Source organism: Bradyrhizobium sp. HKCCYLR20261 (genome assembly GCF_051168435.1).
GTDB lineage: Bacteria > Pseudomonadota > Alphaproteobacteria > Rhizobiales > Xanthobacteraceae > Bradyrhizobium.
In genome coordinates this window covers 97,277-116,346 of the sequence record NZ_JBNPUZ010000007.1, presented here as the reverse complement: position 1 = coordinate 116,346, position 19,070 = coordinate 97,277, and the positions used below count along the sequence as shown (strand labels likewise).

Sequence of the window (19,070 nt, the reverse complement as noted above, 5' to 3'; positions counted from 1 at the left end):
GGCAAAGGAACGCCATCGAACGGCTTTTCGAAATCTTTGCCCCTAAGCCACCTTGTCCAGTCAGGCAGACGCAATATTTCTGGCTCGATCCCTTCACGCACTACATTTGGCAAATCACTCGATTTGTCCCTTGGATTTCCTACCATATCTTCATTCCCCTAGAAAAAAACGGCGCGCCATGTCAGCGCGCCGTCAACATCGAAGTACTTTCGGGTACGAGAATCGCTCGTCTCACATGTCGAAAAGAGCCCTATGGATCATAGATAACCCAAGCACCGAGTTGCCATCGCTCAACAAGAGCTCCGACTTCCTCCTGGCTTTCGGGATAATGCTCGTAAACGATCTTTGTCTTGACCGAACTTTTGTGAAAGCGAGGATGCCATGTCCACATCACAGGCGCTAGTTCGCGCTCTCTTGGCCAGCCAAGACGGCTCAGAGCTCTCCTGACAAATGTGCTTTCAGGCGGCTCTTCAAAATCACGACTGGCGCGCCGTGTGCTCATGAACTTCTGTTTCATTTCATAGATTGGAGCAGGCGCCCAAAAGAACTTGTGTCCCTCGGTGCTACAGTATCCGATGTCAAGGCGGGGCAAATTTTTATCGCGTGCGTTCAGAAAGCCTACGCACAACCCGTCGACCACAAGAGGTTGCCACGCCACCAACCCCTGTTTCAATATGATGGTCATCCCGGAGGCAAACACGAAATAACTGGCACATCCAGCCAAGCAGTAGCTGCGAACAACGACGATAGCGTCGCGAGCACGCAAGCGATCGGCAAGCTTCATCATGGCAACGTCGTCACCACCTTGACTGCGGACAACAAATAATCCGCCGGCCTGCAATTCGTTGACGAGCGACAGATCCTGATCGGCATCAAGACGGCCTTCAAAGCAAAGAGTCCGCCGATCCGGCGAAAGCGACAGCGGACGCGCGACGTCGCCAGCGCAGTATTCTGCAGCAACGCGATAAGGGCCGAAATCAATCTCCTCGGCGAGAGGCGCGTCAATACTCATCATGAGTGCCAGCGCCCCGAGAGCGGCTTTTGCTCCTGAATGCAGAAAGCCAGCTACGACTCTTGCCGTTTGGGCGCGTTCTTCACTTGTCTGGTAAAACATGCGTCTTGCCCGGCAACCGCGCAGTTGGAGGATAACACACTTTCCGAGTAAAAAGGAACATAACAGGAACATCCTGTCAAGCGCATCGGTCGCCCTTGCGCGCCCCCCCCAATCGAAGGCAGCTAATTTGTCCCGTGATGAGATCGCCTTGTCTGATCGGCGCATAAACGAACGCTTTCGGCTCATCAAATCTGATCTGTCATCTCAATTCCTTCTGAAGAATCACATGCGTCTGCCGATAGCCGTCGAGAGCGCGCAGCCAGCCTTTGCGGCCGTGAAGGCGCATGCCGCGACAGCCTTCTGCCTTCGCGTAGGTTTCGATGCCGGAGATGAGCGGCAGCCAACGTGCCATGCTCTGGCCTTCGCAGGCCGTAATGACGCACACCATGCCTGTCTCGGTCAGCTCCAGCCTGGTCGCCGCAACGGCATCGATCGTGGCCGCACCGGAGGCGCCATTCAGCGCAAGCCATAGCAGCGCCCGTCCCGCGAGCACGTCTTGCTCGATCTCTACGAAGGCGGACAGGCCAGTGCGGCGGATCGCTCGCCGCAAGCGCGGCGCGACCTGCGGCCATATCAACTCGACCTGGCGCGGATCGACGCAAGCGAGCTCAGCCGAGCAGTGCATAGCGAAACGTCCGCGTCGCGACAGCACTGCTTGCGTGGGTGAGCGTGAACGAGCCGTTGACGACCGCGCTCACATAGATCGTCCCGTTGCCGAGCTCGGCCGCCGCGCTGGCGGTCGCCGGCGTCAGGATCGGGGTCGATCCAGCCGCGCAGTTCTTGTCGGCGACCACCGTCGTCGTCGCCCCCGCCGAAAGCGTCACGCTGCCGACGGCGTTGGATCGGCCTGCCGCGAGCTGCTGTAGGGCGAGAATGATCTTCTTGAGGTCGGTCTCGGTGATGCCCGGAACATAGGCCGTCATAGCGTGCCGCTCACGGTGAGGTCGGGGACGACGCCCGCGCAGAACGTCCAGGACGAGCCGGCTGGAATGCGTACCCTGAACCGCGCATAGCGCGTGTCCCTTCGAACATCACACCGGCCGGTGCGGCCGTTGACGGCGATCTCCGCGCTCGCTGCAGTGACGGCGGAGGGCGTTTCGCGGGACGAGACCGATCCGTACAGCGACGTTGCATCGGTCACTGGCCGAAAGCCGCGGATCATGATCCGGTTGTCGTCGGTGCCCTGCTCCGCGCTCTCGATCAGCGCTTCCAGATTGCTGCCGCGGAAGAAGCCGAGCACATGGCCTGCGGAGAACTGCGCGATCTCGGGCTGCACGGCCGTCGCGTAGGCGTCGAGGCTCAAGGTCATCGCATCGATCGACGGCGAGATGCTGTCGAGGTTCTCGAGCGTCAGGCCCGTCTGCGACATGCCGAGCAGATATTCGCCGGTCGCCGCAACCGAGAAGAAGCGGTCGAGCAGGAAGTCGTAGCCCAGCAGCTTGTCGTAGCTGCCGATCGCGCCGGATACCGATTTGTACGACCAGAACACGCGGGTCGAACGTGGGTCCGCCGCTCCGATCAGCAGTTGCAGGTTGCCCTTGTCGAGATCGGCCAGGAAGGTGCGGTCGACCTTCTCCCGACCGATTGGCTGCGGGACGCCGCCCGGCTCGATCTTGTGAAAGCCCTGGCCGGCGTAGAAGAAGATCCGCTCGCCGGCGCGGATGATCGAGTAGGGCGCATACAGACCCTTGTCCTGCGTGATGCGATCGATCTGGAAGATGATCGGCGATCCCGGCACGTAGGACATGCGCCGGATCGCCTGGTCCTGAAAGACGATCCCCGCTTCGCCGCCGGCCACGCCGCGGACGATGCCGCCATCGGGAAAGTCCTGATGATCGGAGCCCGCCGTCAGACCGTCCCACGACGTGGCCGAGTTGAAGTTGTTGAGCCCCGACCATTGGATCCGGTACGGCGTGGAGAGCAGCCCCGACAGCACCAGGAAGCGTCCGACCACGCTGATATAGGCGGCCTGCGGCGGCGCGCCGAGTGCATTGTCGAAGCTGGTCGAGGACGTCAGATCGAACACCTGCAGCACCGCATTCGCCTGCGTGGCGAAGACGAGATTGCCGGTCTGCGCGAACTGCCATTGCGCCGAAGATGACAGCTGCGAATAGCCCGCGCCGCTCCTGGACACATCGAGCCAGGTGAAATCGGTGTTGTTGAGCCGATAGAGCCTGGTCGCGGTGCCCGCAAAGGTCACGACCGTGCCGTCAGACTTCAGCGCATAGAATGCACCGCGACAGGGATCGGGCAGAGCCGCCGTGTAGGGCGAGAACGACGGAAACGGTCCGTAACCGTCGCCGCGGGGGACGACGTTCTGGATGTTGCGCGTGGCCTGACCTTCGTAGTCGCTCACGTCGGGTCGATATTCGCCAAAGGCAAGAAGAGGCATGTCACCTCCAGACAAGGATAGCCGCTGCAGATCTCTGCCGCGGTCGGGAAACGAACGGATCAGGTCGGAAGACGGCCCGGAATGCGCCGACGATCGCAGCCGCGATCGCAGGACCAACCGTTAATGGCTGCGCCAGGGCGCGAGAGGCGCAGGAACCGCGTCCCATGACGACGATGCCTGGACGACTGGCTGCCAATGGTCGGCCGCGATCGGCGTCGTCAGCCAGGAGGGCTGAAGCTCGTCGCTTGCCGCCCAGCTGCTTTCGATTAGGCCGAGCGGATACCAGGCTTCAAAGCCCCGCTCACGATCGGAGCTCTCTCCGGCCCATTGATAGCTCCCACTCTGCACGGACATCGCATGGATGAAGGCCGAGGATTGACCGCCTACAGCATAGCTTCCGTTGACAGCGGCCATCTTGGCACTGGTCGCGGACGGCAAGCCGGATGCGGTGAACGCCCCCGCGGAGATCGATGCGGCCAGGGAATAGCGAGCCGGCTGGCCGGACGTCAGCCAGGCGCCCTGCGCGCCGATCAGCCCGACACGCAACGTCGCCTGAGCTCCGACGAAACCGAAGCCGCCGGCCACCGCCGTCAGTGCCCCCTGGAAACTGGCCGCGCTGCCGGAGAGCGCGAGAGACGACGGCTCAGCGATGAACACGGTGTTGGTTGCGGCGTTGCGCGGACTCTGCCCGATCGCAAGACGGCCGATGGCGTCAAATCCGAGCAGCGACATCAGTAGTACTCGTCAATGATGATGATGCCGCTGGCACCGGCGCCGCCGCTCGTGGCCGTGCCGCCACCTCCCGCACTGCCTCCGGCGCCGCCGGCTCCGACTGAATAGGCGTAGGACGCAGCCGGGCTCGAGATCAGCTTCTCGACATAGCCGCCTCCCCCGCCGCCGCCGCCCGCAGTCTGTCCCGCGCCGCCGGTGCCGCCGCCTCCGCCACCGCCGGCGCCGGGCACCGTCGCTGCCGATCCCGCAGCGCCCGGCCAGCCACCTGCCCCGCCGCTTCCGAACGCAGATGCCATCCCGTTCACCCCCTGATAGATGGCGGTCGTTGCGCCCGTCCCGAAGCCGGACCAGGATCGGGACCCATCGATGGTGACATCTCCTCCGGACGATGTTCCTCCGGACTGCGGACTCGATCCGCCCGTCGAGCCGGGACCGCCACCGCCGGCGGTCAGGGATCCGAAGGTGGTTGCACTGCCGATGCTGCCGTTGCCTCCGGCGCTCGACCCGATGCCGCCTCCGCCGCCCCCGCCGCCGCCGACCATGCGAACCAGCAGGGCCCTGCACCCGGTCTTCAGGGTGTAGGTCCCCGCCCCCGATGTCAGAACCGTGCGCGTCCAAATGCCGGGCGTGGCGGCCGCCGCGATGTTGCTGCGCGCCTGGGCTTGCTGGGCTGTCGTGAAGCTGTTGGCTTCCTCGATCGCGACCAGATCTTCCTTCAGCGCAACGACGGCCACCTGCGGCGCTGCCGAGAAGTTGATCTTCGCGCCCGCGCCGCTCTGCCCGGCGGCCGTGCCGGTGCCCAACGAGTTGAACAGCACCGTCGCCCGCGTCAGGACGGCGGTCGAGCTGTTATAGGCGCCCTCGCCGATTTCCCATTGAGTGAGATCCGCGCTCTCGGCGCGATACTTGTAGAGCCGGCCGTTTGCAGCGCCGGCGGCAGCCGGGCTCTGATAGCCCTGGACGGCCGCGGCATAGGTCCAATCGGTCGTGCCGCCGGCCGTCGGCAGGAACCTGCAGATGTCGAGAAAAGCTGCCATGTCAGGTAATCGTCAGGATGCCGTTGACCTGGTCGAGATCGACCGTGAACGTGTTGCCGTTGGTCAGCGTGACCGAGGTGCCATAGTCCCACCAGCCGATCAGCGGCCGCGTCGCCGAGGTCGCGTTGTAGAGCACGGCGTACTGGAAGGGCCCGATCGACCCGCCCGCCGCTGTCCATGACGGATCACTGCCGCCGACGAATCGGAAGGTGCCCGATGTCTGGCCGCCGGTGATCGTGCCGATCGAGACGCCGCCGGCCGTGTAGCCATTCCCGGCGGCGAGATCGGCCGGCGTGTTGTAGACGGTATTGGACGCGACCGGCGCCGTATTGGTGAGATAGATCTTGTAGACATGCGAGGTTCCGGTCAGCATGTCGTGCAAGGCATGCGCAACATCCTGCACGAAGCAGTTGAACTTGTTGAAGGCGGCCATGTGATCCTCGTGGTGAGCGGCGTCAGACGACCTGACCGGACAATCGCATCGTCATCGGTCCGGCGTTGAAGGTCGATGTCAGGCCGAGCGTGTTGAGATCGGCGAGCGCATTGGTGAAGCCGAGGCCCCAGGTCTGGATCCGTCCGTCTTCCTTGAGATAGGGCGCGGACTCCAGCAGCGCGCCGTACAGATAGAGGTCGGGCGCCGATGCGAGCAGCCAGTTGGTGTCGTTGGAGGCCAGCGGCGGAATGGTCCGCCGGTAGACCATCTCGATCGTGTAGGCCGCGTCCGGCCGCGGCGCGAGCTCGATCTGATCTCCGAAGATCGAGAAGTAGCGCGGTTGGCCGGCGACATCGGAGATTCGAAAGCGATACTCATCGAGCTGCACGCCCGACTTGAACTCCAGCGCCGGCTGCCCGCGTGCGCTGACCAGCCGGATGCGTCGCATCGACTGGAAATCGGAGGGCAGCGCGATGAACTCCGGTTCGCTGGAGCCGAGGTCGACGACGGCGATCGCGCGCTGCTCCATCTGCCGGACGAACAGTTGCCGGTTGAACTTGGCTTCCGCAAGCTGAATGAAGCTCGGGATGCGCTGGAGCAGCGTCGTGTCCTGGTCGCGGGCCAGATACTCCGTGACCGCGGTCTGGAGTGATGCATAGTTCGAGATCAGCGGCATGATGCGTCCGCCCTCCATCCGCTCTGCAGGGCAGGCTTGTCCGTCCGCAAATACGCCCACTCGGGATCGTGCAGCTTCTTCTGGACGATCGCATCGAACTCCGGCGTGAACAGGCGCAGACGGGTGTTGCCCCTGGCATATTCCTCGTTCAGCCACTTGACGTAGATGACGTTCGGAATCCGCGCGACGTGACGGCCCCAGTCGCTCTGCTGCGCGTCACGGCGGGCTTCGCTGTTCCACTCCAGGATGGGCGCGACATCCTGAAGATGCTCGATCACGAGGCCTGAGCCGTCGGAATCGAGATGCGGCCGAAGGGTCAGCCCTTCCATCAGGACAGCTCCGTGACCCACAGCGTGCCGGCGGTGGCGGTGACCAGGCCGTTGCTGGCGGCCTTGATGGCCGCAATGTTCTGGCCCGGCGTCACGGTGACGTATTCCACGGTGTTGGCCGGCAGGAACACGTCCGCCGTGGTGGCCGTCTGGGTGCCGTCGCCGATGCGATAGCAGCAGGCCGAGCTCGCTGTGAGGCGAAGCTGGAACGTGCCCGGGCCGAACTTGTTGGTGGCGCCGACGCTGCCGTCATAGGCGATCGTCTGCGTGGTGCCGATGCGCGACGAGGGCTGCTTGGGAAAGAACGACATCTCAGGCTCCCCTGACTGCAATCGAGTAGTGCATCGGGACCGCCGTGCCGGACGCGCCGGACGGCGTCAGCGCGATGACGTCGTCCTCGTTCAGATAGACCGGAGACGCCGGAACGACGGAGAACAGCTGCCCTGCAGCAGAGCCGGACTGCGGAACGGCGAAGCTCGCGACGGAAGCGCCGTTCACTGTGACGGTGACGGTCCCGTCCGCTGTGGTGATAGCGCCGCCGAGGATGCCCGTGACCTTGAGCAGGCGGCCACGGAACGGCGCGCGCGCATAGGCGGCGACGGGACTAGCGCCGCAGGACGGCGTATAGGCCGTCAAATCGGCCGTATTGAGCGTACGATTGCCGGGAAGCGGCATGGTTGAACCTCCAAGAAAAAAGGCGGCCCGAAGGGCCGCCCAAGCATGAGGGGTGACGATCAGGGGTGACGACGAAGTGCGCTACGACGTGGTGTTGTCGAAGATCCCGCCGCTGGCCTTTTCGTTGCGCGCGACGAGCGCGTATTCGGCCAGGATCTGCCGCCGGTCGGAGTCGCCGGTCTTCGCCAGCGGGATCGAGATCATGTTGCGGCCGTTGAGATAGGCCACCGCCCATTTGTCGAGTTCGAGCACGAGCACGTCGCGCGCACGCTGGAAGCGGTTGGCGACGACCTTCAGCTTGCCGAAATCGGACTCATAGGCATCGACCGAGGCGACGATCTTCTTGGACTTGGCCTCCTCGATCGCGGTGGAGCGGCCGGTGAAGGTCGAGAACACCTGCTTGTTGAAGGCGCCGGTCAGGATCGTGCCGGGCTTGCCGCCATTGATCCAGATCGACGACAGCACCGTCTTGAGCCGCGCCTCGGTGAAGGCGATCTGGGTGCCGTCGGTCCGGATGGCGGAGCCGTCGGCTACGCTCGGATCGGCGGCACCGCCGGCGCTGCCCTTGGAGGTGTTGGAGACGATCCACGACAGGATCGAAGCCGTCTTGCGCGGCGTGGTCGTGTTGCCGACGACCTTGGCCTGGTTGGTGCCGCACATGATCGTCTCCAGATCGCGCTTGAGCTCGAGACCCTTCAGCATTTCCTGATAGGCGAGCTCGTTGTCGCGGCCGGCATGATCGACCGCCTGCTGGGTGCCAGAGACCCGCGCGACCTTGTAGGAGATCTGGCACTGGTTGCCGAGGCGCACGGTCGGCGTCGTGACGTTGGTGTTGGGGTCATCGCCTTCGAGCTGAGCATTGCTGCCGTCGGCCGGCGCCAGCGCCTGGGTCTGCCATTCATGGTTGACCGCGGTCGCCTTCTCCTTGTCGACGCCGCTCATGAACGGCGTATCGACCGGGTCGATCCGGTAGATCATGTCGCTGAGATCTTCGCGGTTGCCGACCGCCTGGTAGGTGACGAAAGTAGACGTAGGTGTGGTCATCGGTGATCCCTTGATGATCGTTGCCCAGCGCAGAGCGTTCGTCCGCCGCGTCGCCCGCAAGCGGACGACGCAAGCGCGACGCGCCGCCCTGCGGCTGCGCATATCTGAAGATGGACTAAGTCGTTCAGGTCCCGCCGGCCCGATGGCGCGAGAGGTCAGTCTCGGTTCGGCTCATGCGGAACGTCGATGCCGTGGCGCCCGGAGCACCGGGGTCGGCGGAGCTGCATTCAACGAGGTCGCCTCGAGACACATTGTCCCAAGACGAACAAGTCCCAAGACGAACAAGTCTCAAGACGAACAATCCCGGATCGACGACATGCTTCGGATCAAAAGACATCCAGGCGCAAGTCAAACTTGCGCTCAAGAAAACGCCCGCGCCAAGCGGTCGGCCGCGGGCATCTTCGAATTCTGTGATGATACGTTTATCATGGTGATTTGCCCGACGTGTCAACGAGTGATTGCTGTCGCTCGCCGGAGCAGGAGCTTGGCCATGCCGTGGAACGACACGGTGATCAAAGTCGAGACGAACGTGGTCGATGCCAGCAATAGACCCATGCGAATGCCGCCTCCTAGGCCACTTCCAAGGGAGAACAGCAACGTCATGACCATGCCGAAAATGGCGCTGGCGCAGACGATTTCGACAAGGGCCCGAAATACCGGATGCAGCGTGATGAATTGCCAGGGAAGCAAGGCCGCGAGCCTCGCCCCCATGATCAGAAACGTCACGGTCAAAACCGCCATCGCGGCGGCGACGATAGCGAAGTAGATGACGGCCTCGATCCCTCCCGTGATGATCATGCCGAGTGACACAAGGACGGCGCCACCGTACAGCAGCAGAAACTTGATGATGGCATCGACGATGAAGACGGCATACCACCGCTTTATGACGCCGCTCATGAGACAGCCTTGCCGGCCAAATTGGGATTGAGAACGATGGGGCGAGAATGTGATGAGGTCTTGTCGCTCAATTGAGGACTCCGACAACAGTCATTTTGTGAAAGATCAATCCAGCGATTGATGATCAAGCATCACGCTGCGGACTCCAAGCGGACGGCCAGTGCAGCCCCTTTCTCAATCGTGTGGCGGCTTTTCTCAAGGGCCGGGACGCTCATGGCCATCTCGCGCTTGCCGCCATTACCGCTCAAGGCAAGGCAGGTTCTGGGCGACTTGGCTGACCACGGACCGGCAATGGCGAAAGCTCAACGAACCGTCGAGGCAGACGATCGTCCGGTCGAAGCTGATCGACCTTGCGTACAAGCGTTAGAGACGGTCGGCACGCCGGACCGATGCACCTTCGCATTCTGACCACCGCCAGCCGTTGTCGTTTAAGAGCATAAGGAACAAATAAAGAACAAGTCAACAGCTTTCGTGGTCTTCTGTGCGGCCCGCTTACAGCACGCCAAATCGCTTTCTCCGCTCCGCGGTCTGCGCCAACTCCTTCAGCTCCGCCTCGGCCAGCTTGCCGTTGGCGACGATCGCACCGAGATGGTCGCGCACCTTGCTGACGATGTTGATGGCGAGAAACAGTTTCTCGCGGCCGGCGACATCGTCGATCAGCGTCTGACGCCAGGCCGCGCTGTAGCTCGCCTCGAGCGTAGCGAAGGCGCCGGAGAGCAGCTCATCGTCGAGCAGGGCCCTCGCGCGCACGCCCCGTGCCGCCGTCTGTTGCAGAAGGCTCTCGTCAGTCATCGCGCCGCTCCGTCTTGGTGTCAGATCCGCCATCGATGTGCGCAGCGGCGGCTGCGAGGCCGACCGCCGCTTCAGCGATCTTCATCTCATGAGCCGTGTGCGCCTGCTCGCGCTTTTGCGCCGCCTCGACCGACTTGAGATGCGCATCGAGCAGCGCGATCTTGGCATCCAGGCCGGCCTTGATCTTGGCCAGCTCGATCTCCGCCTGCATCTTCACCTGCTGATGGACCAGGTCATTGTGCGCCTGCTGCTGCGCCAGCTGGGCCTTCTGCGCCGCGATCGCCTGTTCGGTCTGCACCCGCGCCTGCGCCGCGATGAGCTTCGGATCGGGCGGTGGCTGCGGCGGCGCCGGCGGCGGATGCAGCAGGCGGCCGGTCCGCGGGTCGACCGCGGCCGGATCGTTGAAGAAGCGGCCGGGATTCTTGTGACCCATGATCCGGGTCAGTTCGGCCGCCGTGTTGTAGAGCTCGCGGTCGCCGACCAGATTGATCTTGCCGGCCATCGCCAGCTCCTTCTGCACGTTGGCGATCGCCATCGTCTGCGCGAACTGCTGCGCCTTGCCGCCGGATCCGAGCCCGACCTCGATGGTCATGTCGTCCCGCGTCTTCCAGCTGCGCGGATCGACCTGAACCCAGGCATTGCGCAGCCGCACGGTCTGGCGCTGCTGGCCATGCTTGCGGATGGTCGCATGCAGCAGCCCGAACATGTCGCGGACCCCCTCGGCCATGATCCGCGCGATCAGCTTGATGCGCATCTGCGATGCCGAGAAGACCTGCGCGACGGCCGTCGCAGATTGGTTCTGCAGCGCGTTGGCATCGATGCCCTGCGCCTGCTTCGACAGTCCCGAACGGCTCTCGAGCTCGGCATCGATGTATTGCAGCATCGGGTAGATCGAGCTGGTGATATCCGGCACCACCTGCCAGTTCAGGCCGCCCGCGGTCTTGGTGCGAACGACGCCGCCGGGGCGCGAGACCAGGAGATCGTCGAGCGTATTGGGGCCGGCGTTCTGCTCAGCGACTTCCACGCGAGGATTGTTGTGCAGATAGAGATTGTCCAGCGCTCCCCGCTTCAGTGCCGTCTTCTCCCGCTGCAGCGGCATCACCAGGTCGGCGATCGAGCGGCCGAAGAAGCGGTGCGTCATCGGCACCGGCGTGGTTGCGGCGAACGGGATCGCATCGAACGGCGTGATGCAGTCCTGGCCATCCTTGCGCAGGATCTCGCACTCGTCACCGCCGGTAACGATCTGGTACAGGCACGGCCTGCCCTCGCCTTCATAGTCCATCCGGAGGTAATGCTCCGTAATCCGGACCAGCCGGGTGCCCGAATTGGACACGCTCGATGACGTCGGCGAATGCTCGTCGACCGTATCGCGGGCCAGGGTTTCCACGCGCGTGGTCCCGGTAGAGTCGCCGAGCGACCTGATCTGCGCCGCGTCAAATCCTTCGGCAATGAGCTGCGCTTCGGTCTTGGTGACGATGTCGTGGAAACAGTAGTTGCAGTCGCGGATCGAACGCGCACCGCGCTCGATCCCGAACTCCTCGGGCGGCACGCCCATCACCCGCGCCTGGGCGTATCTTCGCGTGGTGACGATGGTGACGTCGTGCGTGATCGGCGGCACCGGTTGCATCGGCGACACAGAAATTCCGTCTGCGCGCAAATGTCCATTCTTGTTGACCGACAAATCGTTCTCCATATCTTGTAAGAATCGAACGTGTGGTACTGCGTGCAGCTCGCGGTTGCGGCATTTGCGAGGGATCGAGCCGTGATGAGCCCTTTTCCTGATCTACTCGTGCTCGGCTGGTTGGCTGGTATTATCGGGATCGCTCACAAAGCGCGTTCGCAGCTTCGTGTTGCCCTCAGGCATCCAGCGCCGGATGCGAGTTCTGCGGACTTTCGCCGATTTGGTCTGACCAAACCGGCGATCTACATCGACCCGGCGAAGCTGTCCGAAGCTGGTCGCTCGCTCCTGTCGCGAGCGCAGTGGGGAGAGCGATTTCTTTTCGTTTGGATCGTCGATGTTCCGCTGCTCGTCTTGATCCCGCTCGTCTCGCCCCCTTTGCATCCGTGACCCAGCACAGCGGCGCTGGCGGAAGCACCATGGTCATGACGGCGGATTCGTTGCGTGACGGATCAACAGATCAGAGCAGCGTACGGCTGCTATCAATTCGAACCGGGACGGTCCCGGAGGTAATCCTGGATCATGCCGAGAAGACCGCCGGCAGATTCCACTTGCCCGGGGGCTCCCGAACCGCCACTCACAACGGAAGCAGCCAGATCCGCGGGAGCTCCGAGACTCGCGCGCCCGTCTTTGATGTAGGGAATGACCGACGCACCATCGAAGAGCACACGGTCGGGAGGGCCTCCCGAAACGGCGCGAGCTGGAGGCGCATGGACGTCAGCATAGTCGGAGAACCAAGGAGAGATCCTGGACGCGAATGGCTCGCTGCCGGCCGAATGTCCCGCATAAGGCACGGGCCGCTCAGCGCCGCGCTGAATTCGGATCGGCAGACTCTGGGGCATGTGGCCAGGCGCCGCGGACTGATCTGTCAACCCCATGATCGGGGTCAGCACGTATTTCCTGATGAAAGCGGCGATCTGCTCCGGTGTCGCCGTAAAATTCGCGCTGACACCGGGAAGTCCAGCTCCTACTCCGATCGACGATACTTTCGCCTTCCAGGGCAGCGGAACGCCGGATGCGTCCGGAATGGTTGCGTTGAGATTGAACGATGGCACGTTGACCGACGCTCCGTACCTGAGAGTATCTTCGGAGGACATGCCTCGTCTCAGGTGGATGAGGTGCACCCCGCCTCCTCCCTTGCCTACTCCTCCTGTCACCGTGATCCTCGGCGCGGACGGCGCCCCCGGATTCCAATAGTATGTCGCTCCAAGCCCGGACGGCAGCTCCAAGGAGATGCCGTCCGGCCGAAGATTGCCTTTCTCATTGACCGACATTAGACTACCTATCATCTATGACAACAACTCGATCAGGTTTGATCGACACCTCATCAGCTCCGCAGACATGTCCTACACGGCAATCGGCATCCTCTGTGTTTGGGCGATCGCAGGCCTGCCGCTGGGGGGACTATGGCTGAATGATATCCGCGTCATCCACAACCATATTGCCCCGAGCGCCTCGGATATGCGCTACCAAAAGCCGGGCTCTTGGTTTTGGACGTGGGCCGGCTTTTACTTCACGGCAATGGATCCCGCGAAGCTGACCGAGCCCGGTCGAGAACATCTGAGACTCGCGATCCGGCACGAGTGGATGCTGTGGGGATGGATTGTCGGATCCGCGCCGATTATCGTCGCTATAGCCATGCTGGGCTGATGCATTCGAACAAATGCGATGCGATAAGCCCTGCGACTTCCTGACGATACTAAAACAGTTGTTCGTCCCGAGGTCCGGTGAGCCTTGCGCAGTCCGGCTTGCGGGCATCGCTGCCCTCATCGGATGAGCATGCTCGCTGTCGGCTCAGCGCGGCCCTCGAGGCCGCCGTCCGACTTGATCCGGCGCGTTCGAGACGATCGTCGCACTCACCCGCGTCAGCTACTGTGGCGGGCTGCCGCATCGTTGTCGGCTCCGCGCAGATTGACGCTCTGCTCCGGGCCACGCATCGTATGCGCCACGATCCGCATCGCGCCGTCCGACTCCATGACGGACTGCGCCAGCAGCGCGAACTGGTCTTCGGTGAGATCATAGTAGGTCTCCCGGCTTTCCTCCTCGCGCTCTTCCCACCACACCTTGACGATGCCGACCTTGGAGAGAAGCGCATCCTTGATGAACGAGTAGAGGATCATGAAGCCCGGGTTCTGCTGCATGAAGACGTGGTTGACGTAGTCGGTTTCCTGCGACGCGGCGGCCTCGTCCTCGGGACCGACCGGCTCGAACCGCACGACCTCGTCCGAGCCCGCGAAGATGTCCATCAGATGCGGCATCAGGCCCTCGACCGTATCGGCGACGTCGGTCGAGACGGCGCGCGAGCGCCCCTCCTGCGCCGGCATGTCCTTCTTCATGTTTCCGAGATAGTAGTCCATGGCATCGGCGCGCTCCTCGGCGAGCCGCGCCGCCGAGATGGCAGCGAGCGCATCGGCCTTCTCGGCGGCGAGCATCGTCTTGAGATCGGCATCGGACATTTTGGGCATGATCGGAACCATATCGTTGGCAAATGGCGTTCACTGAAACAGGATTTGAATGCTGACGTTGACGGTGACCCGGACCGACGATGGGCTCACCACCGCAAACAGGCACCGGTGACGACTATCAGCGCGATAGATTCCACGGCAAGCGGGCCCCCCAAGATCCGGGCCACTCTTCATCAGCGGGCCCTGAGTCTCCGAACTCCGGAAGCGCGAACGGATCTCCCTGCATCTCGGCTCCAGTGGGCCGCCCGATCGGATCCGCAGACCAAGGCATCGGCGTGAGTTGCTGATGACGCCAGAGTGGCGCGCTCGCACCGTCCGTCGATCCCCAGCGGCCGAAACGGTCGTCAAACAACGGCGCCTGATCCGCGGCGGACGATTGCACGGGCATCGCCTGAACGGGCATCGTTGCTGTCGACCCTGGCGTCACCAGAGGTAACGGCTGGTCTGCACGACGGGAGCGCAGAACACGGATAGGCGCCCTGACCGCATCGGGCACTGCTGCGCCGCCATCTGTCGCGGCCAACGACGACCGCTGTCCAGCCACAAGCTCGCCAGGCGACGAAGAGCCGTCGGGCAAGACGGTGCGCGTTGCAGTCACCCCGCCACCGCGAAGGCGAGCGAGTTCGCGCAAGAGCGGCGCCTGCGGCATCTCGGCGTTGCCTGCCGCCGACGGCCAATGGCCGAAGCGCTCCGCCCACCCAGCAGGAACGCCATCAGCGATGGTCGTGTCTCGCTGTCCAGCCCGATCCCCTCGCTTGCCCGGCACCGACTGTCCGCCCTCGGCCGGATCGTCGGTGACCTCAGGCGCCGACCAATCATCCTTTTCCCATGCCTTCGCCTCGAACGCGCGCTTGGCATAATACGGCGTCGACTTGGTCTCCTTGTTCACATAGGTTCGATCGTGCGACAGGCCATTGTAGAGCGCGTAGATGTTCTCCACGCTTGGATCATCCAGCCGCTTGGCGATGGCCGCGATGAGCCTGGCCGTGAGCTCGATGTTGTCTCGCGGCTTGTGAACGTCGGAACCGGGAATGAGCTTTTCCCAGCTCGGATCGAGGTTGCCCGGAAGAATGGTCTTGGACAGCAAATCCTTAGGGAGCGGCAGCGACCATCGGATCACCCGATCCACCGCTTCAGCGGCGTAGCCGTATGCACCCCGCGAGATTTCGGTGTAGATGACGGCTCTCACCAGATCGGGATCGAGAGCATTGCGCTTGGCAGCGTCCTCGATCAGCGCATTGTATTTCTGGATCTCCCGAGCTGCGACACCGTGCGGCTGATAACGATTGTTGACCGGCGGTCGCCTCTCCTTCGGAATGTCCGAAAACTTCTGACTTTCGAACTCGAATTTGGTGTCCGGAAGATCTTTCAGGATGGCCTGCCTGCGGTCCTCAGCACGTCGCAAATATGTCGGCATGGAACTCCTCTACGAACGTCCATTCATGAACTTGATGGAAAGACTCGAAACAATCAGGATGGCGTAATACACTGCGGCGACGAAACCAGTTCCGACCCACATCCTCTCCCAGCCGTAATTTGGAATGTAGTTCAACATTGGAACGACCAGCAGATCCCACCCGCAGGTCCGGCACTGATAATACGTATTGTGCTGAAGTCCCCTGACCACCATATAAAAATTGACAGGCGCAGCAATCAGCGCCGGCACGAGCACCCAGAACCATCGGCTCAGACTCGATGTCAGTTCGACTCCAAGCCTCGCCCCTACAGCCGTCAACAGCAGAAGAAACACCGCAAGCAGAAATCCGGTCGTCACGACGGCCAGCACGAATTGCGCGACGCCCACCACGAATAGATATTGAACAGGAAACCAAACGGCGAGTAGGACGATCACGGAGATATATTTCAGGCGGTTCAGCAGATCACGCATCGTGCGAGCCATTCCAGAGCGGGTTGAGGCAACAGCAAAGTCCGCGGCCATCTACAAACCGCATCGTCGCTTCATGCAACGGCACCCTGTGCGGTCATGTGGGTTGACAACAATGTACACGATTTGTTCTGGTTTCGCCATCGCCTTCCGGTTGCAGAGCCCACCGAGTTTCGCCATCGCCGCCGCTGGTCACCGCCAACCTGCGTCCTGATATCGGATCGGTCGGTTGAAGCTCATGATGCGCCCCGGCGCTTCATAGCAGACCGCCATCATTCCGAGCGCGTCGGCGGCGTGTGACGACCAGTCGTGCTCGGGGCCGAGCCCGACGTTGCGCGTCTCGTCCTTTCGCTCATGATAGAAGCCGAGCGCTTCGCGTCCGGCCTCGGTCGTTGCGGCGTTGAACCACAGTTGTGGCCCGAGGCGGCGCAGCGCCTCGATCCGCATCATGGCGGCTCCCCTGCCCTGGTTCTTGAGCGGCGGCTCGACCGCGAAGCCGGCATCGCGCAGATGATCGGCGTAGCGCTTGCCCGTCACGGAGTTGGTCGCCAGCCCGTCATGCGGAAGATGGATGATGGCGCTCTGATAGCCCCGCTCGCGCAGCCAGTTGACATGGAAGGCCAGCACCTGGCCGACAGCCTCGTAGTAGTCCAGCACGCGGATCTCGTTGCCGACCCACTGCACGATCCAGATCGTGAAGGCATCGGCGGTCGCGCCGGCGCCGCCGATGTCGATGAAAGCGCGCAGCGGTAGCAACGGATCGGCGGCCACTTTGCCGATGCGCCCGTCACGTTTCGCCTGCGCCAGCAGATCAGCGTAATAGGCTCCTTCGAACGCGCGCACGTAGTCGCCCTCCCAGATGTGCTCGTAGCGGTCCGGATAGAGCGAAAGGTCGAGTCGCCGCTCTTCGTCGAGCACCGCCGGAAACCACGGATTGTCCCGCCAGCTCGCCTTGATCACGACGGCACCGTCCGGCTTGCGGCCGCGCAGAAAATCGTCGACGGCATCCGACTTGCGGCGCGGATTCCAGCTCGCCCACAGCTCCGAGCGCGGCGCACGGATCGTCGGCCGCAGCAACGACAACGACCGCGCGCTCAAGGTCTGCGCTTCGTCGACCCAGGCAATCCGAAACCCCTCGAGCGACTTGATCGATTCCGCCGTATGGTCCTGCATGCCGCGAAAGATGATCAGCCCGTCACCGGGGGTGGCGATGCGATCGCTGAAGGAGCGAAACCCCTGACCGAGGCCGAGGCCTGCAATCTTGGCCTCGATCAGCCGCTTGGACGATTGAGCCAGCGTGCGTTGCGCCTCGCGAATGCAGACCGCGAGCGTGCCACGCTCGGACTGGCAGGTCTCGACCAGGAGCTCGCCGAAAAAGTGCGACTTGCCCGAGCCGCGGCCACCGAACGCGCCCTTGTAGCGTGCGGGGGCAAGCAGCGGCTCGAACACTTTCGCGGTGGGGATCCTGAGGGTGGACAATGACGGCCCTCGCTAAGGTCGGGTCCGGGAAGCTGCTTCAGCGTGAAAGATTTCGCTTCGACGGAAGACTGTTTTCAGAGCTATCACGCCAGCCGTGTTGATCCATTGCGGACACAATCGTGCGTCCGGGCAGGACGCGCCCCTTTGCCACGTCAACGACTACAGCTATTGGATGGAGATTGGCCGGTAGTTGCCGGTTCCGGGCGCCCTTGCCGGATACATTGCTTCCGGATATCTGCGATGCAGCCGCGTCCTGCTTAGCAATGACTCGCGCGGGACTCTTATCCTGGTCGAACGACCTTTGCCTGGTCAAACGGTCGGACGGCTTCGCAGGTACCGCAGAGGCACGCCATCGCGCTGCAGTCGGAAGGTGGCCAGAGTCGTCGATGGGGCTCGGGACGCACTCTGCCCGGCACCGTTATTGCTCGCTTCTGGCCGGCCAACTTCCGCCGAGACATTGAGGTCCTTTTTCGGCTCTCTCCACGGCATACGCGGCGCGAACGGGCCACCAAACGGATCGATCTCTATGTTGTTCTGATCCAGCGTCTTCGGAGCAAGCTCGGGTGGCAGTTCGATTGCCTTGTCCCTTTGCATGCTCGGATCACTCCATTTCGCCATCGGAGCGAACGCGCCATTGAATTTCCTGAGTTCGTCTAGCACGTCCCCCATAATATTTGTCGGATCATTCAACTGCCGGCCCAGTTGCTCGACAGAGCTATAGAACCCCGTCAGATCATCCAACAAGGCATCCGGCTCCTTCTTGGTTCCGTCGGGATAGTACGATTCAGGCCCATTTAAGATAGCATCGAGCTGCTTCCCAATGATCCCGAAGATGCGCGATCTGTCGCCATGCTCAACAGTCGGAGCACCCGGCGGGGGGAGCGGAGCCCTTTCGATGAAGCTTCTTTCGTTTGCCATGTCCGATCTTTCCTCTCAATCTATTGCTCGACTGCTTCGCCTAATTGGTCTTCAGAAAGCGAAGGTGGATCGTCCCCTCTCGTTCGTACTGAACGAATGCGCTCCTTACAAACTCGTCCCTCCCTATCTCGACACGCCGATAGATCGCGAACCGCACTGAACCGGCGTCAAGGAATGCATGAAATTGCTGATCACCATCAACGCTGAAGCAACATCCGAGCGCCCCTCGAGCCCTCATGTCTATCGTCGAAAGGCTCCTTGCTCCTCGATGGAAAATCAACTCGATAATCAGATCGGCAGCTTGGATTTCGCAAATGCGCTCGTAGTCGCATGTCGTCAGCTTTCCTGTATCGATCGTTCCCTTGGCCTCGACCGCATAGGTGAGGACGAAATCGCTCGCGGAGGCCTCGTTCCATGGAAGAATGAGCAGCAAAATCATAACCGCCACGGCCGCCGGGACGAGGTGTAACGCGCGCTCCGTCTGAAGGCGTAACTCTGCTATCATGTGGACCAACCTGCAATTC

General features: G+C 62.5%; 24 protein-coding genes. 2 read left to right on the top strand and 22 right to left on the bottom strand.

Annotation, left to right across the window (positions count from 1 at the left end):
- Positions 1–250 precede the first annotated feature (250 nt).
- The 15 genes from ACQR1L_RS18655 to ACQR1L_RS18585 all read right to left on the bottom strand — a co-directional run bounded on the left by ACQR1L_RS18655 (position 251) and on the right by ACQR1L_RS18585 (position 11,748).
- Positions 251–1,114: a hypothetical protein gene (locus ACQR1L_RS18655; protein ID WP_434859373.1), complete on the bottom strand. Its 864-nt coding sequence runs from the start codon at positions 1,112–1,114 to the stop codon at positions 251–253.
- Positions 1,115–1,313: 199 nt separating this feature from the next.
- A complete protein-coding gene (locus ACQR1L_RS18650; protein ID WP_434859372.1) occupies positions 1,314–1,664 on the bottom strand; it encodes a hypothetical protein in 351 nt (116 codons plus the stop codon).
- A 58-nt stretch (positions 1,665–1,722) separates the two neighbouring features.
- Positions 1,723–2,037 (bottom strand): hypothetical protein, encoded by a 315-nt coding sequence (locus ACQR1L_RS18645; protein WP_434859371.1) that lies wholly within the window; start codon positions 2,035–2,037, stop codon positions 1,723–1,725.
- Positions 2,034–3,506, bottom strand: coding sequence for a hypothetical protein (locus ACQR1L_RS18640; protein ID WP_434859370.1), 1,473 nt, complete (start codon positions 3,504–3,506; stop codon positions 2,034–2,036). The genes ACQR1L_RS18645 and ACQR1L_RS18640 overlap by 4 nt, the downstream gene beginning before the upstream one ends.
- A gap of 120 nt (positions 3,507–3,626) precedes the next feature.
- Positions 3,627–4,238, bottom strand: a complete 612-nt coding sequence (locus tag ACQR1L_RS18635; protein WP_434859369.1) for a hypothetical protein — start codon at positions 4,236–4,238, stop codon at positions 3,627–3,629.
- Complete coding sequence (locus ACQR1L_RS18630; protein WP_434859368.1) at positions 4,238–5,275, bottom strand: hypothetical protein; 1,038 nt, start codon at positions 5,273–5,275, stop codon at positions 4,238–4,240. The genes ACQR1L_RS18635 and ACQR1L_RS18630 overlap by 1 nt, the downstream gene beginning before the upstream one ends.
- 1 nt (position 5,276) lies before the next feature.
- Positions 5,277–5,708, bottom strand: coding sequence for a hypothetical protein (locus ACQR1L_RS18625; protein WP_434859367.1), 432 nt, complete (start codon positions 5,706–5,708; stop codon positions 5,277–5,279).
- Between the two features lie 22 nt (positions 5,709–5,730).
- Entirely contained in the window at positions 5,731–6,384 is a 654-nt protein-coding gene (locus ACQR1L_RS18620) for a phage adaptor protein (protein ID WP_434859366.1), read from the bottom strand.
- Positions 6,375–6,713 (bottom strand): hypothetical protein, encoded by a 339-nt coding sequence (locus ACQR1L_RS18615; protein WP_434859365.1) that lies wholly within the window; start codon positions 6,711–6,713, stop codon positions 6,375–6,377. Before ACQR1L_RS18615 ends, ACQR1L_RS18620 begins: the two co-directional genes overlap by 10 nt.
- Positions 6,713–7,024: a hypothetical protein gene (locus ACQR1L_RS18610; protein ID WP_434859364.1), complete on the bottom strand. Its 312-nt coding sequence runs from the start codon at positions 7,022–7,024 to the stop codon at positions 6,713–6,715. The genes ACQR1L_RS18615 and ACQR1L_RS18610 overlap by 1 nt, the downstream gene beginning before the upstream one ends.
- Position 7,025: 1 nt before the next feature.
- Positions 7,026–7,388, bottom strand: coding sequence for a hypothetical protein (locus ACQR1L_RS18605; protein ID WP_434859363.1), 363 nt, complete (start codon positions 7,386–7,388; stop codon positions 7,026–7,028).
- Between the two features lie 81 nt (positions 7,389–7,469).
- On the bottom strand, positions 7,470–8,432 hold the full coding sequence (locus ACQR1L_RS18600; protein ID WP_434859362.1) for a DUF5309 domain-containing protein: 963 nt from the start codon (positions 8,430–8,432) through the stop codon (positions 7,470–7,472).
- Positions 8,433–8,879: 447 nt separating this feature from the next.
- Positions 8,880–9,329 (bottom strand): hypothetical protein, encoded by a 450-nt coding sequence (locus ACQR1L_RS18595; protein ID WP_434859361.1) that lies wholly within the window; start codon positions 9,327–9,329, stop codon positions 8,880–8,882.
- Between the two features lie 492 nt (positions 9,330–9,821).
- Entirely contained in the window at positions 9,822–10,121 is a 300-nt protein-coding gene (locus ACQR1L_RS18590; protein WP_434859360.1) for a hypothetical protein, read from the bottom strand.
- On the bottom strand, positions 10,114–11,748 hold the full coding sequence (locus ACQR1L_RS18585) for a portal protein (protein ID WP_434859597.1): 1,635 nt from the start codon (positions 11,746–11,748) through the stop codon (positions 10,114–10,116). The genes ACQR1L_RS18590 and ACQR1L_RS18585 overlap by 8 nt, the downstream gene beginning before the upstream one ends.
- Before the next feature lie 138 nt (positions 11,749–11,886).
- Here ACQR1L_RS18585 and ACQR1L_RS18580 point away from each other — a divergent pair, with 138 nt between their 5' ends.
- Positions 11,887–12,189, top strand: coding sequence for a hypothetical protein (locus ACQR1L_RS18580; RefSeq protein WP_434859359.1), 303 nt, complete (start codon positions 11,887–11,889; stop codon positions 12,187–12,189).
- A gap of 92 nt (positions 12,190–12,281) precedes the next feature.
- On the opposite strand, the gene ACQR1L_RS18575 is transcribed toward ACQR1L_RS18580, so the two are convergent.
- Complete coding sequence (locus ACQR1L_RS18575) at positions 12,282–12,896, bottom strand: hypothetical protein (RefSeq protein WP_434859358.1); 615 nt, start codon at positions 12,894–12,896, stop codon at positions 12,282–12,284.
- A 244-nt stretch (positions 12,897–13,140) separates the two neighbouring features.
- Here ACQR1L_RS18575 and ACQR1L_RS18570 point away from each other — a divergent pair, with 244 nt between their 5' ends.
- The gene (locus ACQR1L_RS18570) at positions 13,141–13,449 is read left to right on the top strand and encodes a hypothetical protein (RefSeq protein WP_434859357.1); all 309 of its coding nucleotides are present in this window, start codon (positions 13,141–13,143) and stop codon (positions 13,447–13,449) included.
- 215 nt (positions 13,450–13,664) lie between these two features.
- Here ACQR1L_RS18570 and ACQR1L_RS18565 read toward each other — a convergent pair whose 3' ends face one another.
- From ACQR1L_RS18565 to ACQR1L_RS18540, 6 genes are all read right to left on the bottom strand, one after another.
- Complete coding sequence (locus ACQR1L_RS18565; protein ID WP_434859356.1) at positions 13,665–14,264, bottom strand: portal protein; 600 nt, start codon at positions 14,262–14,264, stop codon at positions 13,665–13,667.
- Between the two features lie 118 nt (positions 14,265–14,382).
- Positions 14,383–15,681 carry a hypothetical protein gene (locus tag ACQR1L_RS18560; protein ID WP_434859355.1) on the bottom strand — a complete coding sequence of 433 codons (1,299 nt, stop codon included), beginning with the start codon at positions 15,679–15,681 and terminating at the stop codon, positions 14,383–14,385.
- A 9-nt stretch (positions 15,682–15,690) separates the two neighbouring features.
- Complete coding sequence (locus tag ACQR1L_RS18555; protein ID WP_434859354.1) at positions 15,691–16,152, bottom strand: hypothetical protein; 462 nt, start codon at positions 16,150–16,152, stop codon at positions 15,691–15,693.
- A 189-nt stretch (positions 16,153–16,341) separates the two neighbouring features.
- Positions 16,342–17,628, bottom strand: coding sequence for a PBSX family phage terminase large subunit (locus ACQR1L_RS18550; RefSeq protein WP_434859353.1), 1,287 nt, complete (start codon positions 17,626–17,628; stop codon positions 16,342–16,344).
- Positions 17,629–17,937: 309 nt separating this feature from the next.
- Entirely contained in the window at positions 17,938–18,546 is a 609-nt protein-coding gene (locus tag ACQR1L_RS18545) for a hypothetical protein (RefSeq protein WP_434859352.1), read from the bottom strand.
- A 40-nt stretch (positions 18,547–18,586) separates the two neighbouring features.
- The gene (locus tag ACQR1L_RS18540) at positions 18,587–19,051 is read right to left on the bottom strand and encodes a hypothetical protein (RefSeq protein WP_434859351.1); all 465 of its coding nucleotides are present in this window, start codon (positions 19,049–19,051) and stop codon (positions 18,587–18,589) included.
- Between the last annotated feature and the right edge of the window lie 19 nt (positions 19,052–19,070).